General features: G+C 50.6%; 15 protein-coding genes. 1 reads left to right on the top strand and 14 read right to left on the bottom strand.

Annotation, left to right across the window (positions count from 1 at the left end):
* Positions 1–27: 27 nt before the first annotated feature.
* From L1N82_RS03735 to pdhA, 12 genes are all read right to left on the bottom strand, one after another.
* Positions 28–906: a pentapeptide repeat-containing protein gene (locus L1N82_RS03735; RefSeq protein WP_235285981.1), complete on the bottom strand. Its 879-nt coding sequence runs from the start codon at positions 904–906 to the stop codon at positions 28–30.
* Between the two features lie 56 nt (positions 907–962).
* Positions 963–3,257: a type IA DNA topoisomerase gene (locus L1N82_RS03730; protein WP_235285980.1), complete on the bottom strand. Its 2,295-nt coding sequence runs from the start codon at positions 3,255–3,257 to the stop codon at positions 963–965.
* A gap of 597 nt (positions 3,258–3,854) precedes the next feature.
* Positions 3,855–5,000 carry a Rho GTPase-activating protein gene (locus L1N82_RS03725; protein WP_235285979.1) on the bottom strand — a complete coding sequence of 382 codons (1,146 nt, stop codon included), beginning with the start codon at positions 4,998–5,000 and terminating at the stop codon, positions 3,855–3,857.
* A 52-nt stretch (positions 5,001–5,052) separates the two neighbouring features.
* Positions 5,053–5,385 (bottom strand): hypothetical protein, encoded by a 333-nt coding sequence (locus L1N82_RS03720; protein WP_235285978.1) that lies wholly within the window; start codon positions 5,383–5,385, stop codon positions 5,053–5,055.
* A gap of 114 nt (positions 5,386–5,499) precedes the next feature.
* Entirely contained in the window at positions 5,500–6,987 is a 1,488-nt protein-coding gene (locus L1N82_RS03715) for a glutamate synthase subunit beta (protein WP_235285977.1), read from the bottom strand.
* A 353-nt stretch (positions 6,988–7,340) separates the two neighbouring features.
* A complete protein-coding gene (locus tag L1N82_RS03710; protein ID WP_235285975.1) occupies positions 7,341–7,835 on the bottom strand; it encodes a dihydrofolate reductase in 495 nt (164 codons plus the stop codon).
* Between the two features lie 21 nt (positions 7,836–7,856).
* The gene (gene thyA / locus L1N82_RS03705; protein ID WP_328284425.1) at positions 7,857–8,651 is read right to left on the bottom strand and encodes a thymidylate synthase; all 795 of its coding nucleotides are present in this window, start codon (positions 8,649–8,651) and stop codon (positions 7,857–7,859) included.
* 42 nt (positions 8,652–8,693) lie between these two features.
* Positions 8,694–9,200 carry an acyl-CoA thioesterase gene (locus tag L1N82_RS03700; RefSeq protein WP_235285973.1) on the bottom strand — a complete coding sequence of 169 codons (507 nt, stop codon included), beginning with the start codon at positions 9,198–9,200 and terminating at the stop codon, positions 8,694–8,696.
* A 128-nt stretch (positions 9,201–9,328) separates the two neighbouring features.
* Positions 9,329–10,744, bottom strand: coding sequence for a dihydrolipoyl dehydrogenase (gene lpdA, locus L1N82_RS03695; protein WP_235285972.1), 1,416 nt, complete (start codon positions 10,742–10,744; stop codon positions 9,329–9,331).
* A 4-nt stretch (positions 10,745–10,748) separates the two neighbouring features.
* On the bottom strand, positions 10,749–12,065 hold the full coding sequence (locus tag L1N82_RS03690; protein WP_235285971.1) for a dihydrolipoamide acetyltransferase family protein: 1,317 nt from the start codon (positions 12,063–12,065) through the stop codon (positions 10,749–10,751).
* Between the two features lie 52 nt (positions 12,066–12,117).
* Positions 12,118–13,095 carry an alpha-ketoacid dehydrogenase subunit beta gene (locus tag L1N82_RS03685; protein WP_235285970.1) on the bottom strand — a complete coding sequence of 326 codons (978 nt, stop codon included), beginning with the start codon at positions 13,093–13,095 and terminating at the stop codon, positions 12,118–12,120.
* Between the two features lie 20 nt (positions 13,096–13,115).
* Complete coding sequence (gene pdhA / locus L1N82_RS03680; protein ID WP_235285969.1) at positions 13,116–14,183, bottom strand: pyruvate dehydrogenase (acetyl-transferring) E1 component subunit alpha; 1,068 nt, start codon at positions 14,181–14,183, stop codon at positions 13,116–13,118.
* Positions 14,184–14,463: 280 nt separating this feature from the next.
* Here pdhA and L1N82_RS03675 point away from each other — a divergent pair, with 280 nt between their 5' ends.
* On the top strand, positions 14,464–15,207 hold the full coding sequence (locus tag L1N82_RS03675) for an alpha/beta hydrolase (RefSeq protein WP_235285968.1): 744 nt from the start codon (positions 14,464–14,466) through the stop codon (positions 15,205–15,207).
* A gap of 15 nt (positions 15,208–15,222) precedes the next feature.
* Here L1N82_RS03675 and L1N82_RS03670 read toward each other — a convergent pair whose 3' ends face one another.
* Positions 15,223–15,708 carry a low molecular weight protein-tyrosine-phosphatase gene (locus L1N82_RS03670; RefSeq protein WP_235285967.1) on the bottom strand — a complete coding sequence of 162 codons (486 nt, stop codon included), beginning with the start codon at positions 15,706–15,708 and terminating at the stop codon, positions 15,223–15,225.
* Positions 15,705–16,424 (bottom strand): trimeric intracellular cation channel family protein, encoded by a 720-nt coding sequence (locus tag L1N82_RS03665; protein WP_407946672.1) that lies wholly within the window; start codon positions 16,422–16,424, stop codon positions 15,705–15,707. The genes L1N82_RS03670 and L1N82_RS03665 overlap by 4 nt, the downstream gene beginning before the upstream one ends.
* Positions 16,425–16,569 lie beyond the last annotated feature (145 nt).

Raw genomic sequence — 16,569 nt, 5'->3', positions numbered from 1 at the left:
TCTTATCTCTCTGTAACCCATGCTAGGTCACCGGCGCTCAGCGCCGCTGGCCCAATAGCTGGGCCGTGACAGCGCCGGAGGCAGCTTAGTTTGTTCATCTCCCCTGGCCGAATTAACTTGTCCCTGCACTAGGAAGATACTGTCTGTTAGATCGGCACCCCGTATATCTGCATCCCGCATATCCGCGCCTATTAAATCAGCCCACCGTAGATTCGCATCCCTTAAATCTGCCGCGATCAGGTAAGCCCCCCGCAGGTTCGCGCCTCTAAGGTCAGCTCCCTTCAGCTTGGCTCCAATCAGATCCGCTCCGCGGCCGAAAGCTTTGCGCCTGCCGGAGGAACCTTTTGTAGCCCGTTCAGCCCCCGCTCGTATTAGCTCACTTGTCTCCATCAGGAGCTCATTCACTTCGGCTCGATGCCGTGTGACATCTATCGTCATAACGGATTGTGCATCCTGCCGGGTAAGTTGTCTCGTCTTATTGAGCATGTCTTGAAGCTTCGTGTGAATGGGATGAGCCTGCTCACGTGTCAGGGCTTCTGTCAGGTACCACAGCATTTCATGAAGCTGACGCATTATGGGAAACACCTCGAACATAAGCTCGGCGGATTCCGGCGCCTGCCGCCAGCTGTGGCTGCCAAAGGTCACTTGCGAAACCTGTTGGCCCGCACCAAAGCAGTCATAGACTGTACATCCGCGGAAGCCCTGCTCCCGCAGTCCGGCATGAATGCTGCAGCGGAAATTCTCTTGCAGGTTGTGACATGGACTGCCTGCATTCTTGTCCATCGCGAAGTCAGCAGATGCTGCAAACGGCAGTGCAACACAGCATAAGCCGAAGCACTGCTCACAGTCAGCCTTCAAGAGGTTCCGGTAATCTTCCGTCCCCTCGGCTACATTAAAATTAGACACAACATTTCTCCTCATTTCATCTATCTGTTATCCGGAGGCCCACGCTTCTCATGAGTTTAGGTGTCCAGCAGGGTAGTTATTTTGCCGCTATCCCGGTCCTCAAGAACCAGCTTCCCCTTTACCTCTGTCTGTCCGCGCTTAAAGGTCAGTTTGCGTGTTTCACCCTTCTCAACCAATGAAGCCGCCATGGAAGCGGTTATGGTCTTGCCTTCATACCCTTTCCATATTACGAATGTGCAGCCTTCCCTGAAGCGGCTGCAGCCAAAGCCCCTCTTGCCCTCTATTAAAGTACCGCCGCAGCCTGTCCGCGGACAGGCTGGGAGCGCCTGCTGCTTCTTAACGCTATCCTTAGCTAAGCGCGCAGGCTTGGCTGACTCCGTTCCTTCCGCTTTAGCGGGGCTAGTGGCTGCCCTGGCACTCCGGCTGGCACTGGAGACACGGGTGCTTCTAGTCCCCTTTCCCGACTTGCGGCGTTCACGCTCCTCCTTGAACACTTCAGCTGAAGAAGGCAGCTGCCGGCTGACCTTCTCAACAACCATAGCGGCAAAGCGCTTGACATTATCCATAAACTTCTCATCGGATGCTTCACCCTTAGAGATTTGATGAAGCCTCTGCTCCCAGCGGCCTGTCATCTCTGGCGAAGTGAGCACCTCTACTCCGGCATCCCGGATCAGCTCAACAGCTGCAATGCCTTTTGGGGTAATATCAAGCTTCTTGCCGGCGAGCGTAATATAGCCCACTTGCTTTAACCGCTCGATCGTGGCTGCTCGTGTAGCTGGTGTACCAAGCCCCGTATCCTTCATAGCCTCCCTCAGCTCGTCGTCCTCGATCGATCTGCCGGCACCCTCCATTGCCTTCAGCAAGGTGCCTTCGGTGAACGACTTGGGCGGCTGTGTGGACTTCTCCGTTATTTCAGATTTTCGGCATTTCGCTGGTTCTCCCGCCCGCAGATCAAAGCCTCCTTCAAGGAGAAGCGTTTCATCCTCCGCCTCATCCGCTCCGTCATCCTTCTTACGCTTCCCGCGCCCCTTTGCCGGTTCTTGTCCGGCATCGGGAAGGACAATTTTCCAGCCTTGTTCGACCAGCTCCTTGACCTTCGTCTTAAAGGTCTCCTCTTCAACAACGGTAAGCAGCTCATGGTGACGATATAAGGCTGGCGGGAAGAAATGCGATAGAAACCGGCGAACCACCAAATCATATATCTTCTGTTCGTCAGCAGACAGATTGCCTGCTTTCTTGGCTGTCGGCAAAATCGCATGGTGGTCCTCTACCTTGGAAGGATTGCAAACCGCCTTGTTCCCCTTGTGCACTCTGCCGCGGTCCGCCTGTCTAGCCAGCTCACCGTAGGTTGTGCCGGACTGCAGCATTTGCAGCGTCTTGTGCATGACCGGTATATTTTCCTCGGTTACGTAATTGGAATTGGTACGCGGGTAGCTGATCACTTTATGTTTCTCGTATAGAGATTGAGCTATATCAAGCGTCTTCTTGGCGGAGAAGCCGTGCTTGCCATTCGCTTCCCGTTGCAGAAGAGTAAGGTCATAGAGACGGAACGGATACTCCTTCTGCTCGGTGACCTCATAAGACGCTACGCGTCCTTCTTTGCCGTTTACCTTGGCAGCAAGCTCCTCTGCTTTCTCCTTGTTAGTCAGCCGGTCACCCTGCCACAGTCCACGGTAGGCTGTTTCCCCCGATTTGAAGTGGCCGTGCAGCAGGTAATAGGTTTCAGGCTTGAAGTTCGTAATTTCCTGATGACGGTCATAAATAAGCGATAATACGGGCGTCTGCACCCTCCCAACTGACAGGAGGGCACGATGCCGGATAGTGAATGCCCTGGAAGCATTCATTCCGATCAGCCAGTCGGCTTCACTCCTTGCCCTCGCGGCGCGTGTCAGCGGCTCGTAGTCCGTATCGCTCTTCATCGACTCGAAGCCTTTGCGGATCGTCTCCGGCGTCAAATCGGATATCCACAGTCGTCGCACCGGCTGTCTAAGCTTGAGATACCGGACAATCAGATGGAAAATCAGCTGTCCTTCCCGCCCGGCGTCACATGCATTGACCATGTCACCGCACCGCTTCGCGAGCTCCCCAATTGTTTTGAGCTGGTCCTTGGTCCGGGGGTTTGGCCACAGCTTAAAAGTATCCGGAATAATCGGAAGGTCCTCCGCATTCCAGCGCTTATAGCGCGCATCATACTGATCAGGCTCAGCCAGCGATACCAGATGGCCGATGGCCCAAGTGATAATATACCGCTCCCCTTCAAGATAGGTGCGGCGGTTCTGAGCCTTCGGCTCGATTACCGCCGCGATTGTTCTCCCCATGTCCGGTTTTTCGGCAATAATCAATGTTTTCACAGCAGCTGCACTCCATATCTCAAGAGATTCCATAATATATATTATGTAAACTTACATTAGAACTATATCTACTATATACTCTATCAGGCACCCTTCATTATACCATGTTAATTAATCTTCTACTAACCTATTGTCCGAGTTAGTGCTGTCATTAGCTCCGGTATCCACTTCTATTCCCTATACTGAATACGCGCCACCATAAGCCTGCTTCGCTCCCACAGTAATTGAAAAGGTCTTAAATCCACTTGGCCTTCTTGAAGCCTTGACAGGTCGGCAGGCAGCTGCTCCAGAGCTGCGATCCCGAACGTGCACAGGAGCTAATCACCCATGGGCAGTGGTGACACAACAAGCGGTGTGTATCAAAAAAATAAGTACGATACGAATTAATCCGGGCAATCTGGATAAAATTATCCATCACCCAGCTCCAGGCGTTCTCCTCAGGCTCAATTAATGACATCAGACTTGACAGCGTTGTTAAGACAGCAAAAAGCGCAAAAGAATCCTTCCTGTCCCCTGGCACGGTACCAAGTGGATCAGAAGTCCTTTCACGCTCATTGGTATAACTATTATGTATGTCGCGGAATAGTTCTATTAGGATTATTGCTGGACAAAGGCCTGCATGCTTGCAAAAATGCTAGCAACACCTTTGTGCCAATTGGGGTCCTCTGCATACTGCCGGTTCAACCAGCGGATCGGCTCCATATCATCTGGCTTGTCTCTGCTTAGCCGAACGATTGTCCGGGCTGCAATAGCTGAAGAGTCGTATATATCAGTATTAAAGTCCTGCCAGCTGTGGAAAACGTTAAACGGATTATTGGCGATTTGCAGGGCACGCTTATTCGTGCGGGGCACAAAGCCCTGTTCTTGTCCGGTAATCGCAAACAGCAGCAGCGGATGAATATCAAATGTTTGTGCCGTATCTATGATCGCTTCAAAATACGGAGACTCAGCCAGCATCGATGATCTCTTCTTCAGGTAAAGTTTTAGTCTGTCTTCATTTACTAGCGTATACCGCAGGCCGGCAGGCAGTTCATTGCCTTTGTAGTAGCTGGTTATCGCAGGATATCCCGTGCTGCCTAATGTCTTTACGTTTTCAACAGCTGTCCCCATCTCCTTGGGCAGGTCTGTCCTGCTGCTCTTCCAGCTGTAGTACAGGATACCCGAACTTATGCCGAGGATCAGGAACAGTACAAGAGAGCTTGCTGCAGCGGATTTGCCTTTCCATGAAGCTTGTCTGTTTGGCTCTACTTGCAGCTGAGATAAGCTCTCGTCAACTCCCGCGGCCTCTGCTGAGACCGCCACTTCTTCTTCAAATGTCTGCCTTAGATGAAGCCAGAGTGACTCAGGATCGTTGGATCTATGTAAGAAATCACGAAGTTTATCCAGGGAAAGCCCTGCTGAGTCTTGTGGTAAATTGATACCTGCCTGCTTTGTAAGCCAATTGTGTAAGGGCACCTTCAGTTCTTCTTCTTCAACGGGCATCTCCAATACTGCGGCCATAACATCGGATAGATTTACAGAACGCTGCTCTGCCGCAACCACGCTTCGGATGAGCATATCAGCAAGCTCCTGCTTACCTGGGAGAGGCAGTTCCGGCAGCTTTCGGAATATCACCCTCTTGATTGCATCAGCTATGATTTCTGCCTGTTGGCCCGGTGTGAGATCCTTATGCTTATACCGGACATATTGGCGGATGTTCCCGATCTCCTCCATCGATAAGATTGAGGCTTTCTCCTCTGCCAATATCCCTTACCTCCCGAGTGCGTAAATCCGATACTTGTTTTATTTTACCACATTAAACTTCTTGTTGGGATACTAGCTGTAAGATCCGCTGCTGCATATTGGGCGATTGGATAAACGATGCAAGCTGCTCCTTCTCCTGAAAGGTGAACTGGTATTCGCAGTCAATCCCTTCGTCCTGAGGAACGATCTGTACAATCAAGCCTTCCAGATTCGTAATAACCAGCGCGGTCAATTCAATGATGTCGCTCGGTACTTCAGCACTTTCTGCAGTAAGCTCGAATCTGAGTTCTATATCAACCCACTGGTCAGAACGCACCTCCATTCGTACCGGTTCCAAGCCGGTAAACTTCAGCTCTGTAATCGTATCAGATCCATATTTAATCACACCTATCGCCTCCTCGCTTGGTTGGTTCAATCATAATATGACTTGCCCTAAAGTCAGAAAAAAAGCGCCTTTCGGCGCTTCTTGATCTGACTGCTGCACAGCAGTTGATATCTATTAAGGCAGGATCGAGGATCCCATCAAATATTTATCTACTTCGCGTGCAGCTTCGCGGCCCTCGTTAATAGCCCATACCACAAGGCTCTGACCACGGCGCATATCGCCAGCTGCAAATACTTTATCCACATTGGTCGTATACTTACCGTACGGCGCTTTTACGTTCGTACGACGGTCCTGTTCCAGTCCAAGCTGCTCTACGAGCGTATTCTCCGGACCCTCGAAGCCGACAGCGATCAATACAAGATCAGCCTTCCAGACCTTCTCAGTACCAGGAATTTCTTTATATATCTTGCGGCCTGTCTCATCGACATAACGCTCAATATTAACTGTGTGAAGCTCGGTAACGTTGCCGTTCTCATCGCCAACAAACTTCTTGGTTAGCACGGAAAACGCACGCGGATCTTCACCGAAGACTGCTTTGGCCTCTTCTTGGGCATAATCCAACGTATATACATTCGGGAATTGCGGCCATGGATTCGTAATCGGATCCCGTTCCAGCGGCGCCTTTGCATGCGTACCGAACTGGGTCACCGATTTACAGCCATGACGGAGAGCAGTAGCTACACAGTCCGTACCGGTGTCGCCGCCACCGATTACAATTACGTTCTTGTCTTTGGCCGAGATATAATTACCGTCCTCCAGATTGGAGTCCAGATAGCTCTTGATGGTTGCGTTGAGGAAATCCATTGCCGGGTAGATGCCTTTGTTCTCACGGCCTTCCATGCTGACATCACGTGCCTTCGTTGCACCTCCGCAGAGAACGACTGCATCGAACGAATCAACCAGCTCTTTGGCTGCAATGTCTTTGCCGATTTCGGTATTCGTTACGAATTCAACGCCTTCAGCTGCCAGCAAATCAACACGGCGCTGAACAACCTTCTTGTCCAGCTTCATCGTTGGAATGCCGTAAGTCAGCAATCCGCCAATACGGTCTGCACGCTCATATACCGTTACCGAATGGCCGGCTTTATTGAGCTGAGCCGCACAAGCCATACCTGCAGGTCCGGAGCCGACAACAGCTACCCGTTTACCTGTCCGCACTTCCGGCGGCTGAGGTACAACCCAGCCCTCGTCAAAGCCTTTATCTATAATAGCCTGCTCAATCGTCTTAATCGTAACCGAATCGCCGATCAAACCTACCGTACAAGATCCCTCACACGGTGCTGGACATACACGTCCAGTAAATTCCGGAAAGTTGTTCGTCTTGTGAAGACGGTCAAGCGCTTCGCGCCACAGCCCGCGGTAAACAAGGTTGTTCCATTCGGGTATCAGGTTATTAACCGGGCAGCCAGAGGCTCCTCCGGCCATCTCAATACCTGTATGACAGAAAGGCGTACCGCAATCCATGCAGCGAGCGCCCTGCGTACGAAGCTGGTCCTCCGAGAAATGCTTGTGAAACTCTTCCCAATCCTTAATCCGTTCAAGCGGATCGCGGTCAGCGGGCAGCTCCCGCTTATATTCCATAAAACCTGTTGGTGTCGACATGCTCACAGTTCCCCCTCTAATTGCTAGTTGCCGTAACTACCCTCTCAATAAACTATAGTAGGAAATTCGGATGAATTCAATGAAAAAAACCATCCAGCACTCTCTTTACTAATCTATTATCATGATAATTAACTACATACCGGATAATTCTTAATCCTAAGCTTGAATGCATGGCTATACAGTTATATTAAATTATTATACCATTTTCGACATGGGCCTGTGTACCCTGCCATGCTTGCAATTTTTGACGCTTATATTAGAACATCCTAGCATTTTGACAAGGGAACGATAATGGATTATCCGTATAATCATTTGCACTTTATGCCATATATTCGTGAATCAACCACTCACATTTATTCCTTACCGGTACGCCTCTTGTAGGTATTGAAATGAAACGAATATTCATGGCGGTCATCCTTAGGATGGAATTTACTCTCGGTTAGTTCCCATTCCTCGTCAGAAAAATCGGGGAAGCAAGCGTCCCCCTCCACCTCAGCATCGACCTCTGTAAGCAGGATGATGTCCGCATGTGGCAGGAGCTGTTTATAGATTTCCGCTCCTCCGATAATCATCAGATCTTTTGTGCCATATTTTTGCAGCGCTTCATCCACCGAATGCACAACCTCGCAGCCTTCCATTTGAAAATCCTTATTACGGGTCAATACGACATTGGTCCGGTTCTTAAGAGGTCCATGAAACGAATCCAGCGTCTTCCGTCCCATAAGCACCGTTGTCTCCAGGGTTGTCCGCTTGAAGAAAGACATATCATCGGGAAGCTTCCAGGGCAGATCATTGTCTGCCCCGATAACCCGGTTCCGCGCCATGGCGGCTATCATTGTGATCGTCATGTGCGTCCCTCCTAAATCGTTCTATACCGATACCGAGGCCTTGATGGTCGGATGACTGACATAATCAACAATTTCGAAATCTTCGAACTTGTAATCGAAGATCGAATCCGGCTTACGCTTAATTACAAGCCTAGGCAGCGGATAAGGCTCACGCGTGAGCTGTAGCTTAACCTGCTCGATATGGTCCTTATAAATGTGGACGTCGCCGCCGGAATAAATAAAGTCTCCGACTTCCAGGTCACACTGCTGGGCGATCATATGAGTCAATAAGGCATATTGGGCAATATTGAAAGGGAGTCCCAGGAAAGTGTCCGATGAACGCATAGTTAGCATGCAGGACAGCTTGCCGGCAGCTACGTAAAACTGGAACACAAAGTGGCACGGGGGCAGCTTCATCTGGTCGATCTCCGCGACATTCCAGGCGCTCACAATATGTCTGCGGGAATCGGGATTTTTCCGGATGGATTCGACTACCTGAGCGATCTGGTCGATTTTCTTGCCATCCGCGCCCTGCCAGGCTCTCCACTGCGACCCGTATACAGGACCCAGTTCACCGTTCTCATCGGCCCATTCATTCCAGATACGAACACCATTTTCCTGAAGGTACCGTACATTTGTCTCGCCCTTAAGAAACCAGAGGAGCTCATGAATGATTGACTTCACATGCATTTTCTTCGTTGTTACAAGGGGAAAACCTTCCGACAGATCAAAGCGGAGCTGACGGCCGAATACCGAATACGTGCCAGTCCCTGTCCGGTCTTCCTTTTCAATACCATGATCTAAAATATCCTGAAGCAATTCCAGATAATTTCTCACCATTACACCTCACACACAGTATCTGTCGTTTTATTGTATCATTTAAACCCTATTTTGTCGCCGTTCCTGCTTGCGCTTGCGCCTAAGCTCGTATCGTTCTGGGGCAGATTTGTGTAAAAGAATTTCCTCTTCTGTTTCCGGAACCACAGCAGGTACAGCTGCCGGCTTACCCTGTTCATCAAGCGCAACGAAGGTTAAAAAGGAAGTCACCATTGTCTGCCGGTCACCTGTATACATATTCTCCGCCTCTACCTTTACATAAATCTCCATGGATGAACGGTGTGTCCATGTGACGAAGGCTTCCAGCTGAATAACTTCGCCCAGCCGGATTGGAGCCAGAAAATCCAGGCTATCGCTGGACGCTGTGACTACCTGCCTTCTAGCATGCCTCAACCCCGCGATAGCTGCTATTTTATCGATATATTCCATCACTTTGCCACCGAACATTGTCCCGTGATGGTTGGTGTCCTCCGGAAATATAAGCTGCGTCATAATGGATCTGGATGCGCTGCACGGCTTGCTATCCGGCTGCTCCATTAATTCTGCCATAATAGGGCTCCTCCTTCTTCCCTCAAGCCTGCTGTTCCCTAAACAGATGTGGTATGTTTGCAAAAAGAGGCCGCCGCAACATGCGACTGGCCTCCATATAGTACGGATCAAGCTCCGTCAATGATATCTTATTTTACAATGGTATGAATCGGATGGCCGAGACCTACTTCAGCCGCTTCCATGACGATCTCCCCGAGAGTTGGATGGCCATGGATTGTCAGGGCGAGGTCTTCCATTGTAGCGCCCATTTCAATCGCAAGCCCAAGCTCAGCGATCATATTGGAAGCTTCAGCTCCTGCAATTTGTGTACCAAGTACCAGTCCGGTATCAGCGTCCGCAATGATTTTCACGAAACCATCCGTTGCATTAAGGGAAAGAGCACGGCCATTGATATTGAACGGGAAGCGTCCAATCTTGACATTATAGCCTTTTTCCTTCGCTTCTTTCTCGCTGTAGCCCACACTTGCGCATTCTGGATCAGCGAACACAACGAGCGGAATACTCTTGTAATCAATCTTGCTTGGCATACCTGCAATAGCCTCTGCAGCAACCTTCGCTTCATAAGTTGCTTTATGAGCAAGAGCAGGACCGGCAATGATATCACCGATTGCGTAGATATGAGGGATGTTCGTGCGGCACTGATCATCTACCTCAATATATCCGCGCTCATTCATCTTAAGGTTAATCAAGTCTAAGCCAAGCTCGCCATCTGTATTTGGACGGCGGCCAACCGTAACCAGCAGATATTCGGCTGTAACAGTCTTCTCTTCGCCATTCACTTCATAAGTGAGCGTAACATCCTTATCGGTCTGTTCAGCCGACTTGGCCATTGCATTAGTTTGAATCTCAACCTTCTTGTCCTTCATCTTCTTCGCAACAAGACGCGACATATCCGTATCGAAGCCAGGAAGAATAGTATCCGAACCCTCGATAACCGTTACCTGAGTACCGAATTTGGAGTACATTTGGCCAAGCTCGACGCCGATATAACCACCGCCGATTACGATCATGCTCTTAGGCAGTTCAGGCAGAGACAGAGCCTCAGTGGAAGAGATGATCCGTCCGCCGTAAGGGAAGGACTTCAGCTCAATCGGGCGGGAACCCGTAGCGATGATGCAGTTTTTGAAACGGTAACGAGGTGCTTCCTGGTCATTAAAGACGCGCGCCTCGTTCTCGTTGATGAACATTACCTCGCCGCTGAAGAATTGGACCTTGTTGCCTTTCAGCAGCTGCCCTACACCACCGGTAAGCTTCTTGACTACGCCATTCTTAAATTCTTGTACTTTATCCCAGTGAACCTTTGGCTCGCCTGCTTCAATACCCATAGCAGCAGCATGAGAGATGGACTCATACTGGTGAGCTGCAGAAATGAGTGCCTTGGACGGAATACATCCAACGTTCAAGCAAACCCCGCCAACATACTGACGGTCTACACACAATACGGATTGACCCAGCTGGGCCGCACGAATGGCGGCCGCATATCCCCCTGGACCTGCACCAATAACTAACGTATCAATATCAAGAGAAGCGTCTCCTACTACCATGATATTACACCTCCATAATGAGAAGCTCAGGATCAGCCAGAAGCTGCTTGATGTAGTTCATGAAATTCTGCGCAGTAGCACCGTCAATCAAACGATGGTCAAAGCTCAGGGACAATGCCATCACTGGTGCGGCAACAATTTCTCCGCCTTTAACAACAGCCTTCTCCGAAATCCGTCCCGTTCCAAGGATAGCAACCTCAGGGAAGTTGATTACCGGTGTGAAGAACATACCGCCGGCAGAGCCGATATTGGTAATGGTCATTGTGCTGCCCTTCAGCTCATGCGGTGCCAGCTTGCCGTCACGGCCGCGAGTTGCCAAGTCACGAATTTCGTTTGCCAGCATCCAGATGCTCTTGCGGTCCGCATCTTGAACAACCGGTACAATCAGACCATTATCCGTGTCAGCAGCAATACCCACGTTATAGTATTTCTTGAAGACAATTTCCTGCTTTTCTTCATCCAGCATGGCATTCATGACCGGGAATTCACGAAGCGCACCGACCAAAGCTTTCACGATGAACGGCAGATAAGTCAGCTTTACGCCCTTCTTCTCTGCTACCGGCTTTGCTTTAGCGCGAAGCTCAACCAGCTTCGATACATCTACTTCATCCATCAGGGTAACGTGCGGCGCAGTGTACACTGATTTAGACATTGCATTTGCGATCACTTTGCGGATGCCCTTGAACGGAACGCGCTCTTCTGGGCGGTCTCCCGCTGCTGTTACAACATGAGCAGGTTTTGCTTCACCCGCGCCCTTAGCTGCCACTGCAGCTGCGTCTTCAACAGGCTGTTGTCCGCCGCCTGCTGCGAACTTCGTTACGTCCTCACGGGTAATACGGCCGTTCTTGCCGGTGCCCTTGATCCGGGAAATCTCCACACCCTGCTCACGAGCAAACTTGCGAACACTTGGTGTAGCCAGAACCGGACCTGCTTGCTCGGAGTCTGATTTGTCAGGCTGTTCGTTCGCTGCAACCGACTGCGGCTGAGCTTCTTTTTGAACAGCGTTATCCTTTGTTTCCGGCAGTTCAGTCTTCTCTTGGCCTTGAGCCGTTTCAGGAGCAGCCTGCTCAGGCACATCGCCTTCTGCGTCGATAACCGCAACTACTTCACCGACGTGGCATACCTGACCGTCCTTCACCAGAACGTCCAGAACCTTGCCGTTTACCGGACAAGGAACCTCTACGATCGCCTTGTCATTCTGTACTTCCATGATTATATCTTCGTCCGTTACCGTATCGCCGGCTTTGATATTGATCTTGATGATCTCGCCTTCATGCAGGCCTTCGCCGAGCTCAGGGAAACGGTATTCAAATTTAGCCACCTGGAAAACCTCCTTATCGTATTACGCAGCACCACTTATACGAGGTGCAGTATTAGAACTCCATTACTTTGTTAACCGCTGCGATAATTCTCGCAGGGCTAGGCAGCCAAGCATCCTCAATTTGGGCAAACGGATAAACCGTATCCGGACCTGCAACACGAAGAACAGGAGCCTCCAGGTGCAAAATGGCCTTCTCGTTAATTTGTGCAATAATTTCTGCCGCTGCCCCTGCAGAGCGCTGGGCTTCCTGCACTACAATAACGCGGTTAGTCTTCTGAATAGAAGCAACGATCGTATCAATATCAAGCGGCATAAGCGTACGGAGGTCGATCACTTCCGCCTTTACACCCTGCTTTTCGAGCTCGTCAGCAGCCTTCTGTGCCGTGTGTACCATCATGCCGTAAGCAATGATGGTAACGTCACTGCCTTCACGGACAACATTGGCCTTACCGATCTCGACTGTATATGCCTCTTCCGGCACTTCCTGGCGGAATGCATGATACAAGTTGAGATGTTCCATAAAGAATACGGGATCGTTATCGCGGATAGCTGCAACAAGAAGCCCCTTCGCATCATAAGGGTTAGAAGGAACAATAACCTTCATGCCCGGCGTTTGAAGAGCGAGGCCTTCCAGCGCATCAGTATGCAGCTCGGCAGCCTTAACGCCGCCGCCGAACGGTGTGCGGAAGACGATTGGCGAGTTGTAGCGGCCGCCCGAACGGTAACGCATACGAGCTGCCTGGATGAACATCTGGTCCAGCGCTTCGAAGATGAAGCCAACGAACTGAATTTCTGCTACCGGGCGGAAACCTTGGATCCCCATACCAACAGCCATACCAGCTATGGCAGATTCCGCAAGCGGTGTATCGAATACACGGTCTTCGCCGAATTCCTTCTGCAGCCCTTCCGTCGCGCGGAACACGCCGCCTACTTTACCGACATCCTCACCGAATACAAGTACATTAGGATCGTTCTTCAATTCCACGCGCATCGCGTCGCGGATTGCTTCTTTCATATTCATTTGAGCCATGATCGCTTGTTCCTCCCCAATTATTCAAAATCGGCCTTTTGCTCTTCAAGATACTTCGGCGTCGTTTCGAACATGGAGTCGATCAAGCCCGCTACGGTCATCTTCTCCGTTGCTTCTGCTTTCTTGATATGCTCGTTAACGGTCGCCTTCGCTTCTTCCTTGACGCGTGCTGTATCCTCTTCCGACCAAAGTCCCTTCTTCTCAAGGAATTTGCCGAAACGGATAATCGGATCCTTCAGGCTCCACTCGCCTTCTTCATCCTTCGTCCGGTACTTCGTTGTATCATCGGCCATCGAGTGTGGACGGAAACGGTAAGTCAGCAGCTCAATCAGAGTTGCGCCTTCTCCGCTGCGACCGCGCTCAGCCGCTTCTTGAACAGCCTTGATAACAGCAAGCACATCCATACCGTCAACCTGCACGCCCTTCACACCGGCCGCTACGGCCTTATGAGCGATCGAGAGAGCTGCAGTCTGTTTCTCGAACGGAGTTGTAATTGCATAACGGTTGTTTTGTACACAGTAGATAACAGGCAGCTTGTATACGCCTGCGAAGTTCAAGCCTTCATAGAAGTCGCCTTCGGACGAACCGCCGTCACCCGTATAGGTAATAGCTACGCGCTTCTCGCCGCGTTTCTTGAATGCCATACCAACACCGGTTGCATGCAGAATCTGTGCACCGATGATGATTTGCGGCATGAGTACATGTACATCCTCTGGAATCTGTCCACCATGCTGGTGGCCGCGGGAATACAGGAAAGCCTGATACAGCGGCAGGCCATGCCATACCAGCTGAGGCATATCCCGGTAGCCCGGACATATGAAATCATCCTTATTCAATGCATACTCACTGCCGACCATAGATGCTTCCTGGCCGGATACTGGAGCGTAAAAACCAAGACGGCCCTGACGGCCAAGGTTAACGGCACGCTCATCCCAAGTGCGGGTGAAAACCATGCGGTACATAATTTCCTTCAATTGATCATCGGTCAGATTCGGCATTGCATCCGGATTGACAACTTCACCTTCAGGTGAAAGGACGGTAAGCGGTGTAACCGGCTCCGTCTGCACTTCATATGGCAGCTTGCTCATTAGATCGTTCACCCCATCTAAATATTTGAAATCTTACAGGCCTCTGTTATAGAATTATTATAAACCTGTTCATTCGCTTTGGTCAAAGAGAAATATGATAAAACTCATATGTTTCTTTGCTTTTTCGCGCTTTTCCGGCCAGAATGTTTGTATAACAGAGACAGCAGTGATGTAGTACAGATTAATACAACATCCATAATCGCCGCCGCTACGTCAAGACCTACCTATTTTGTTTACCCTCAGCCGCAGTAATCCATTCAATGACAAAGGAGAATGTTTCATGACCAATATGCCTCATGTCAAACGCACGATTGTAAAAGAAACGGTACCGAGCCAATGGCTTCCAGAGGGCGAGAGAAATTTAAGGATCATGCTGCCCCCTGGCTACAATGAGGTGTTAAGCTACCCGGTCATCTACTGCCAGGATGGAGAGGACTTCTTTAACTTCGGACGCATCGCTACCCAGGCAGCCAATATGATCGCCGAAGGCGAAATTGAGCCGCTGATTATTGTTGGCGTAGATGTAGACAAGAAGATTCGGACCGCGGAGTATGCCCCTGACGGCGACCGTCACGATTCTTATGTACGATTCTTCGCTGAAGAGCTAGTCCCGTCTATTGAAGCGCGGCTGCCGGTCCGGCAGGAACCCGAGCATATTCTGATTGCCGGTGAATCCCTCGGCGGAAGTGTGTCCCTGCATATCGCCCTGCGGTACCCCGCCAAATTTTGCAATGTACTCTCCCTCTCCGGAGCTTACTATCCGGCATCGCTCGAGATTTTGAAGCATGCGGAGACAGAAATGTTGGAGAATATAAAGCTCTATATGACAATCGGGCTGCAAGAGAACGCCTTCGAAACAGACCGCGGAGTGTTCGACTTCGTGGACCTGAACCGGCAGGCTAGGCAAATTCTGGAATCCAAGGGCGTCAGACCCGAATATATCGAGCGGGACGGCAAGCACCTGTGGGGCTTCTGGCAAAAAGACATTCCAGGTGCGCTAAAGTGGTTCTTTCCTGAATCCTGAATAATAAGGAGTCGTCTAGGTGGATTTCCGCTCTAGATTATGATCCCTTATAATCCGTGAAAGCAGTGCGCCACAACCTGTGCGGACCAAATCGTATACTTCCTGGAAATTCCCTGTGTAGTACGGGTCGGGCACATCCTCTCCCTGCCGGCCTTCCACCAGCTCCATAAAACGGAATAAACGCGCGGAGCCGGCTGCCTCCCTTAAAGCTCTAACATTACGTTCATTACTCGCATCCATACAAAGCACATAATCGAACGTGTCCAGATCGCCCGCCGTAACCTGGCGGGCTTTCATCCCTTCATGACGGATGCCGAGGCCATCCAGCAGCTGTCTAGTTCCTTCATGAGGAGGCTTGCCGACATGCCAGTCACCCGTACCCGCAGAATCGACTTGAATCTCACCATCAAGACCAGCTTCAGCCGTCAGATGCCGCAGAACCGCCTCAGCCATAGGGGAACGGCAAATATTGCCCAAACAGACAAACAGGACGCGAATCAATTCATTTCCTCCTTTCTCTGCTCATCGCTTGCTCCTGGCAGCTCCGAGGGTGAGATCTGGTGAGTCTGGTGAACCGACTCCGACAACGCATACTTCAGCGAACGTCGAGGCAGTCTCCACTTATAATGCACAGACAGCATCCGGAATACCGTAATAACGATAAATAATACCAACAGCTCCCCTGTCCGGTGAACCCAGCCAAGTCCGATGACGACACCGGCCGCCATTGCCCATACAGCATAAATCTCATCCCGGAGCACCAAGGGCTTGCGCCCAGCCAGCACATCCCGTATAATGCCGCCTCCTATACCTGTCATGACGGCCGCAACCATCACTGCGGCTAGCGCATGGCCCTCTTGAGTAGCATAGAGCGCGCCTTGTATAGCAAAGGCCGATAAACCAATTGCATCAAAGAAAGCTTCGCTTCGGCGCCAGTGCTGAATCCAGCCCACCGGAAGAATGAACGCGACAGCCATCGCTATAATAGCCGTCTTAAGCAGGAATCCCTGACTCCATAAGGTTGTGATAGGCACCCCGATTAGCAGATTACGTACGACCCCACCACCAAAGGCTGTCACCAGTCCAAGCACGAATACCCCCAAGATGTCGTACTCTTCCTCCATCGCGACGATTGCGCCTGAAACCGCGAAGGCAATCGTTCCAATCAAGCTGAAAATGCTAAAAATTTCCCAATCCAAAGTATGAGCCTCCCGCATTTCTCAATGATGCTGTGCTAGTATACAGTGCGCTTTCTAAGAATGCCCTCCCTCATTGTAGCGACCCGGATTAAGGCACGCAACCTTATTTTGGGTTATACTGAAGGACAGGAACTTCGACAGAATTTCAGGTAGAAAGTAGGAT

Origin of the sequence: Paenibacillus tarimensis (assembly GCF_021532315.1) — a bacterium.
In the GTDB taxonomy this organism is placed as follows: Bacteria; Bacillota; Bacilli; order Paenibacillales; family Paenibacillaceae; genus Paenibacillus_I; species Paenibacillus_I tarimensis.
This window is presented reverse-complemented; position numbering and strand designations above follow the sequence as displayed.

Excerpts from the sequence above, each read along its gene's own strand:
- L1N82_RS03715 (WP_235285977.1), bottom strand. The coding sequence starts at position 6,987 with ATGTCGACACCAACAGGTTTTATGGAATATAAGCGGGAGCTGCCCGCT.
- L1N82_RS03710 (WP_235285975.1), bottom strand. The coding sequence starts at position 7,835 with ATGACGATCACAATGATAGCCGCCATGGCGCGGAACCGGGTTATCGGG.
- L1N82_RS03700 (WP_235285973.1), bottom strand. The coding sequence starts at position 9,200 with ATGGCAGAATTAATGGAGCAGCCGGATAGCAAGCCGTGCAGCGCATCC.
- lpdA (WP_235285972.1), bottom strand. The coding sequence starts at position 10,744 with ATGGTAGTAGGAGACGCTTCTCTTGATATTGATACGTTAGTTATTGGT.
- L1N82_RS03685 (WP_235285970.1), bottom strand. The coding sequence starts at position 13,095 with ATGGCTCAAATGAATATGAAAGAAGCAATCCGCGACGCGATGCGCGTG.
- pdhA (WP_235285969.1), bottom strand. The coding sequence starts at position 14,183 with ATGAGCAAGCTGCCATATGAAGTGCAGACGGAGCCGGTTACACCGCTT.
- L1N82_RS03675 (WP_235285968.1), top strand. The coding sequence starts at position 14,464 with ATGACCAATATGCCTCATGTCAAACGCACGATTGTAAAAGAAACGGTA.
- L1N82_RS03665 (WP_407946672.1), bottom strand. The coding sequence starts at position 16,424 with ATGCGGGAGGCTCATACTTTGGATTGGGAAATTTTTAGCATTTTCAGC.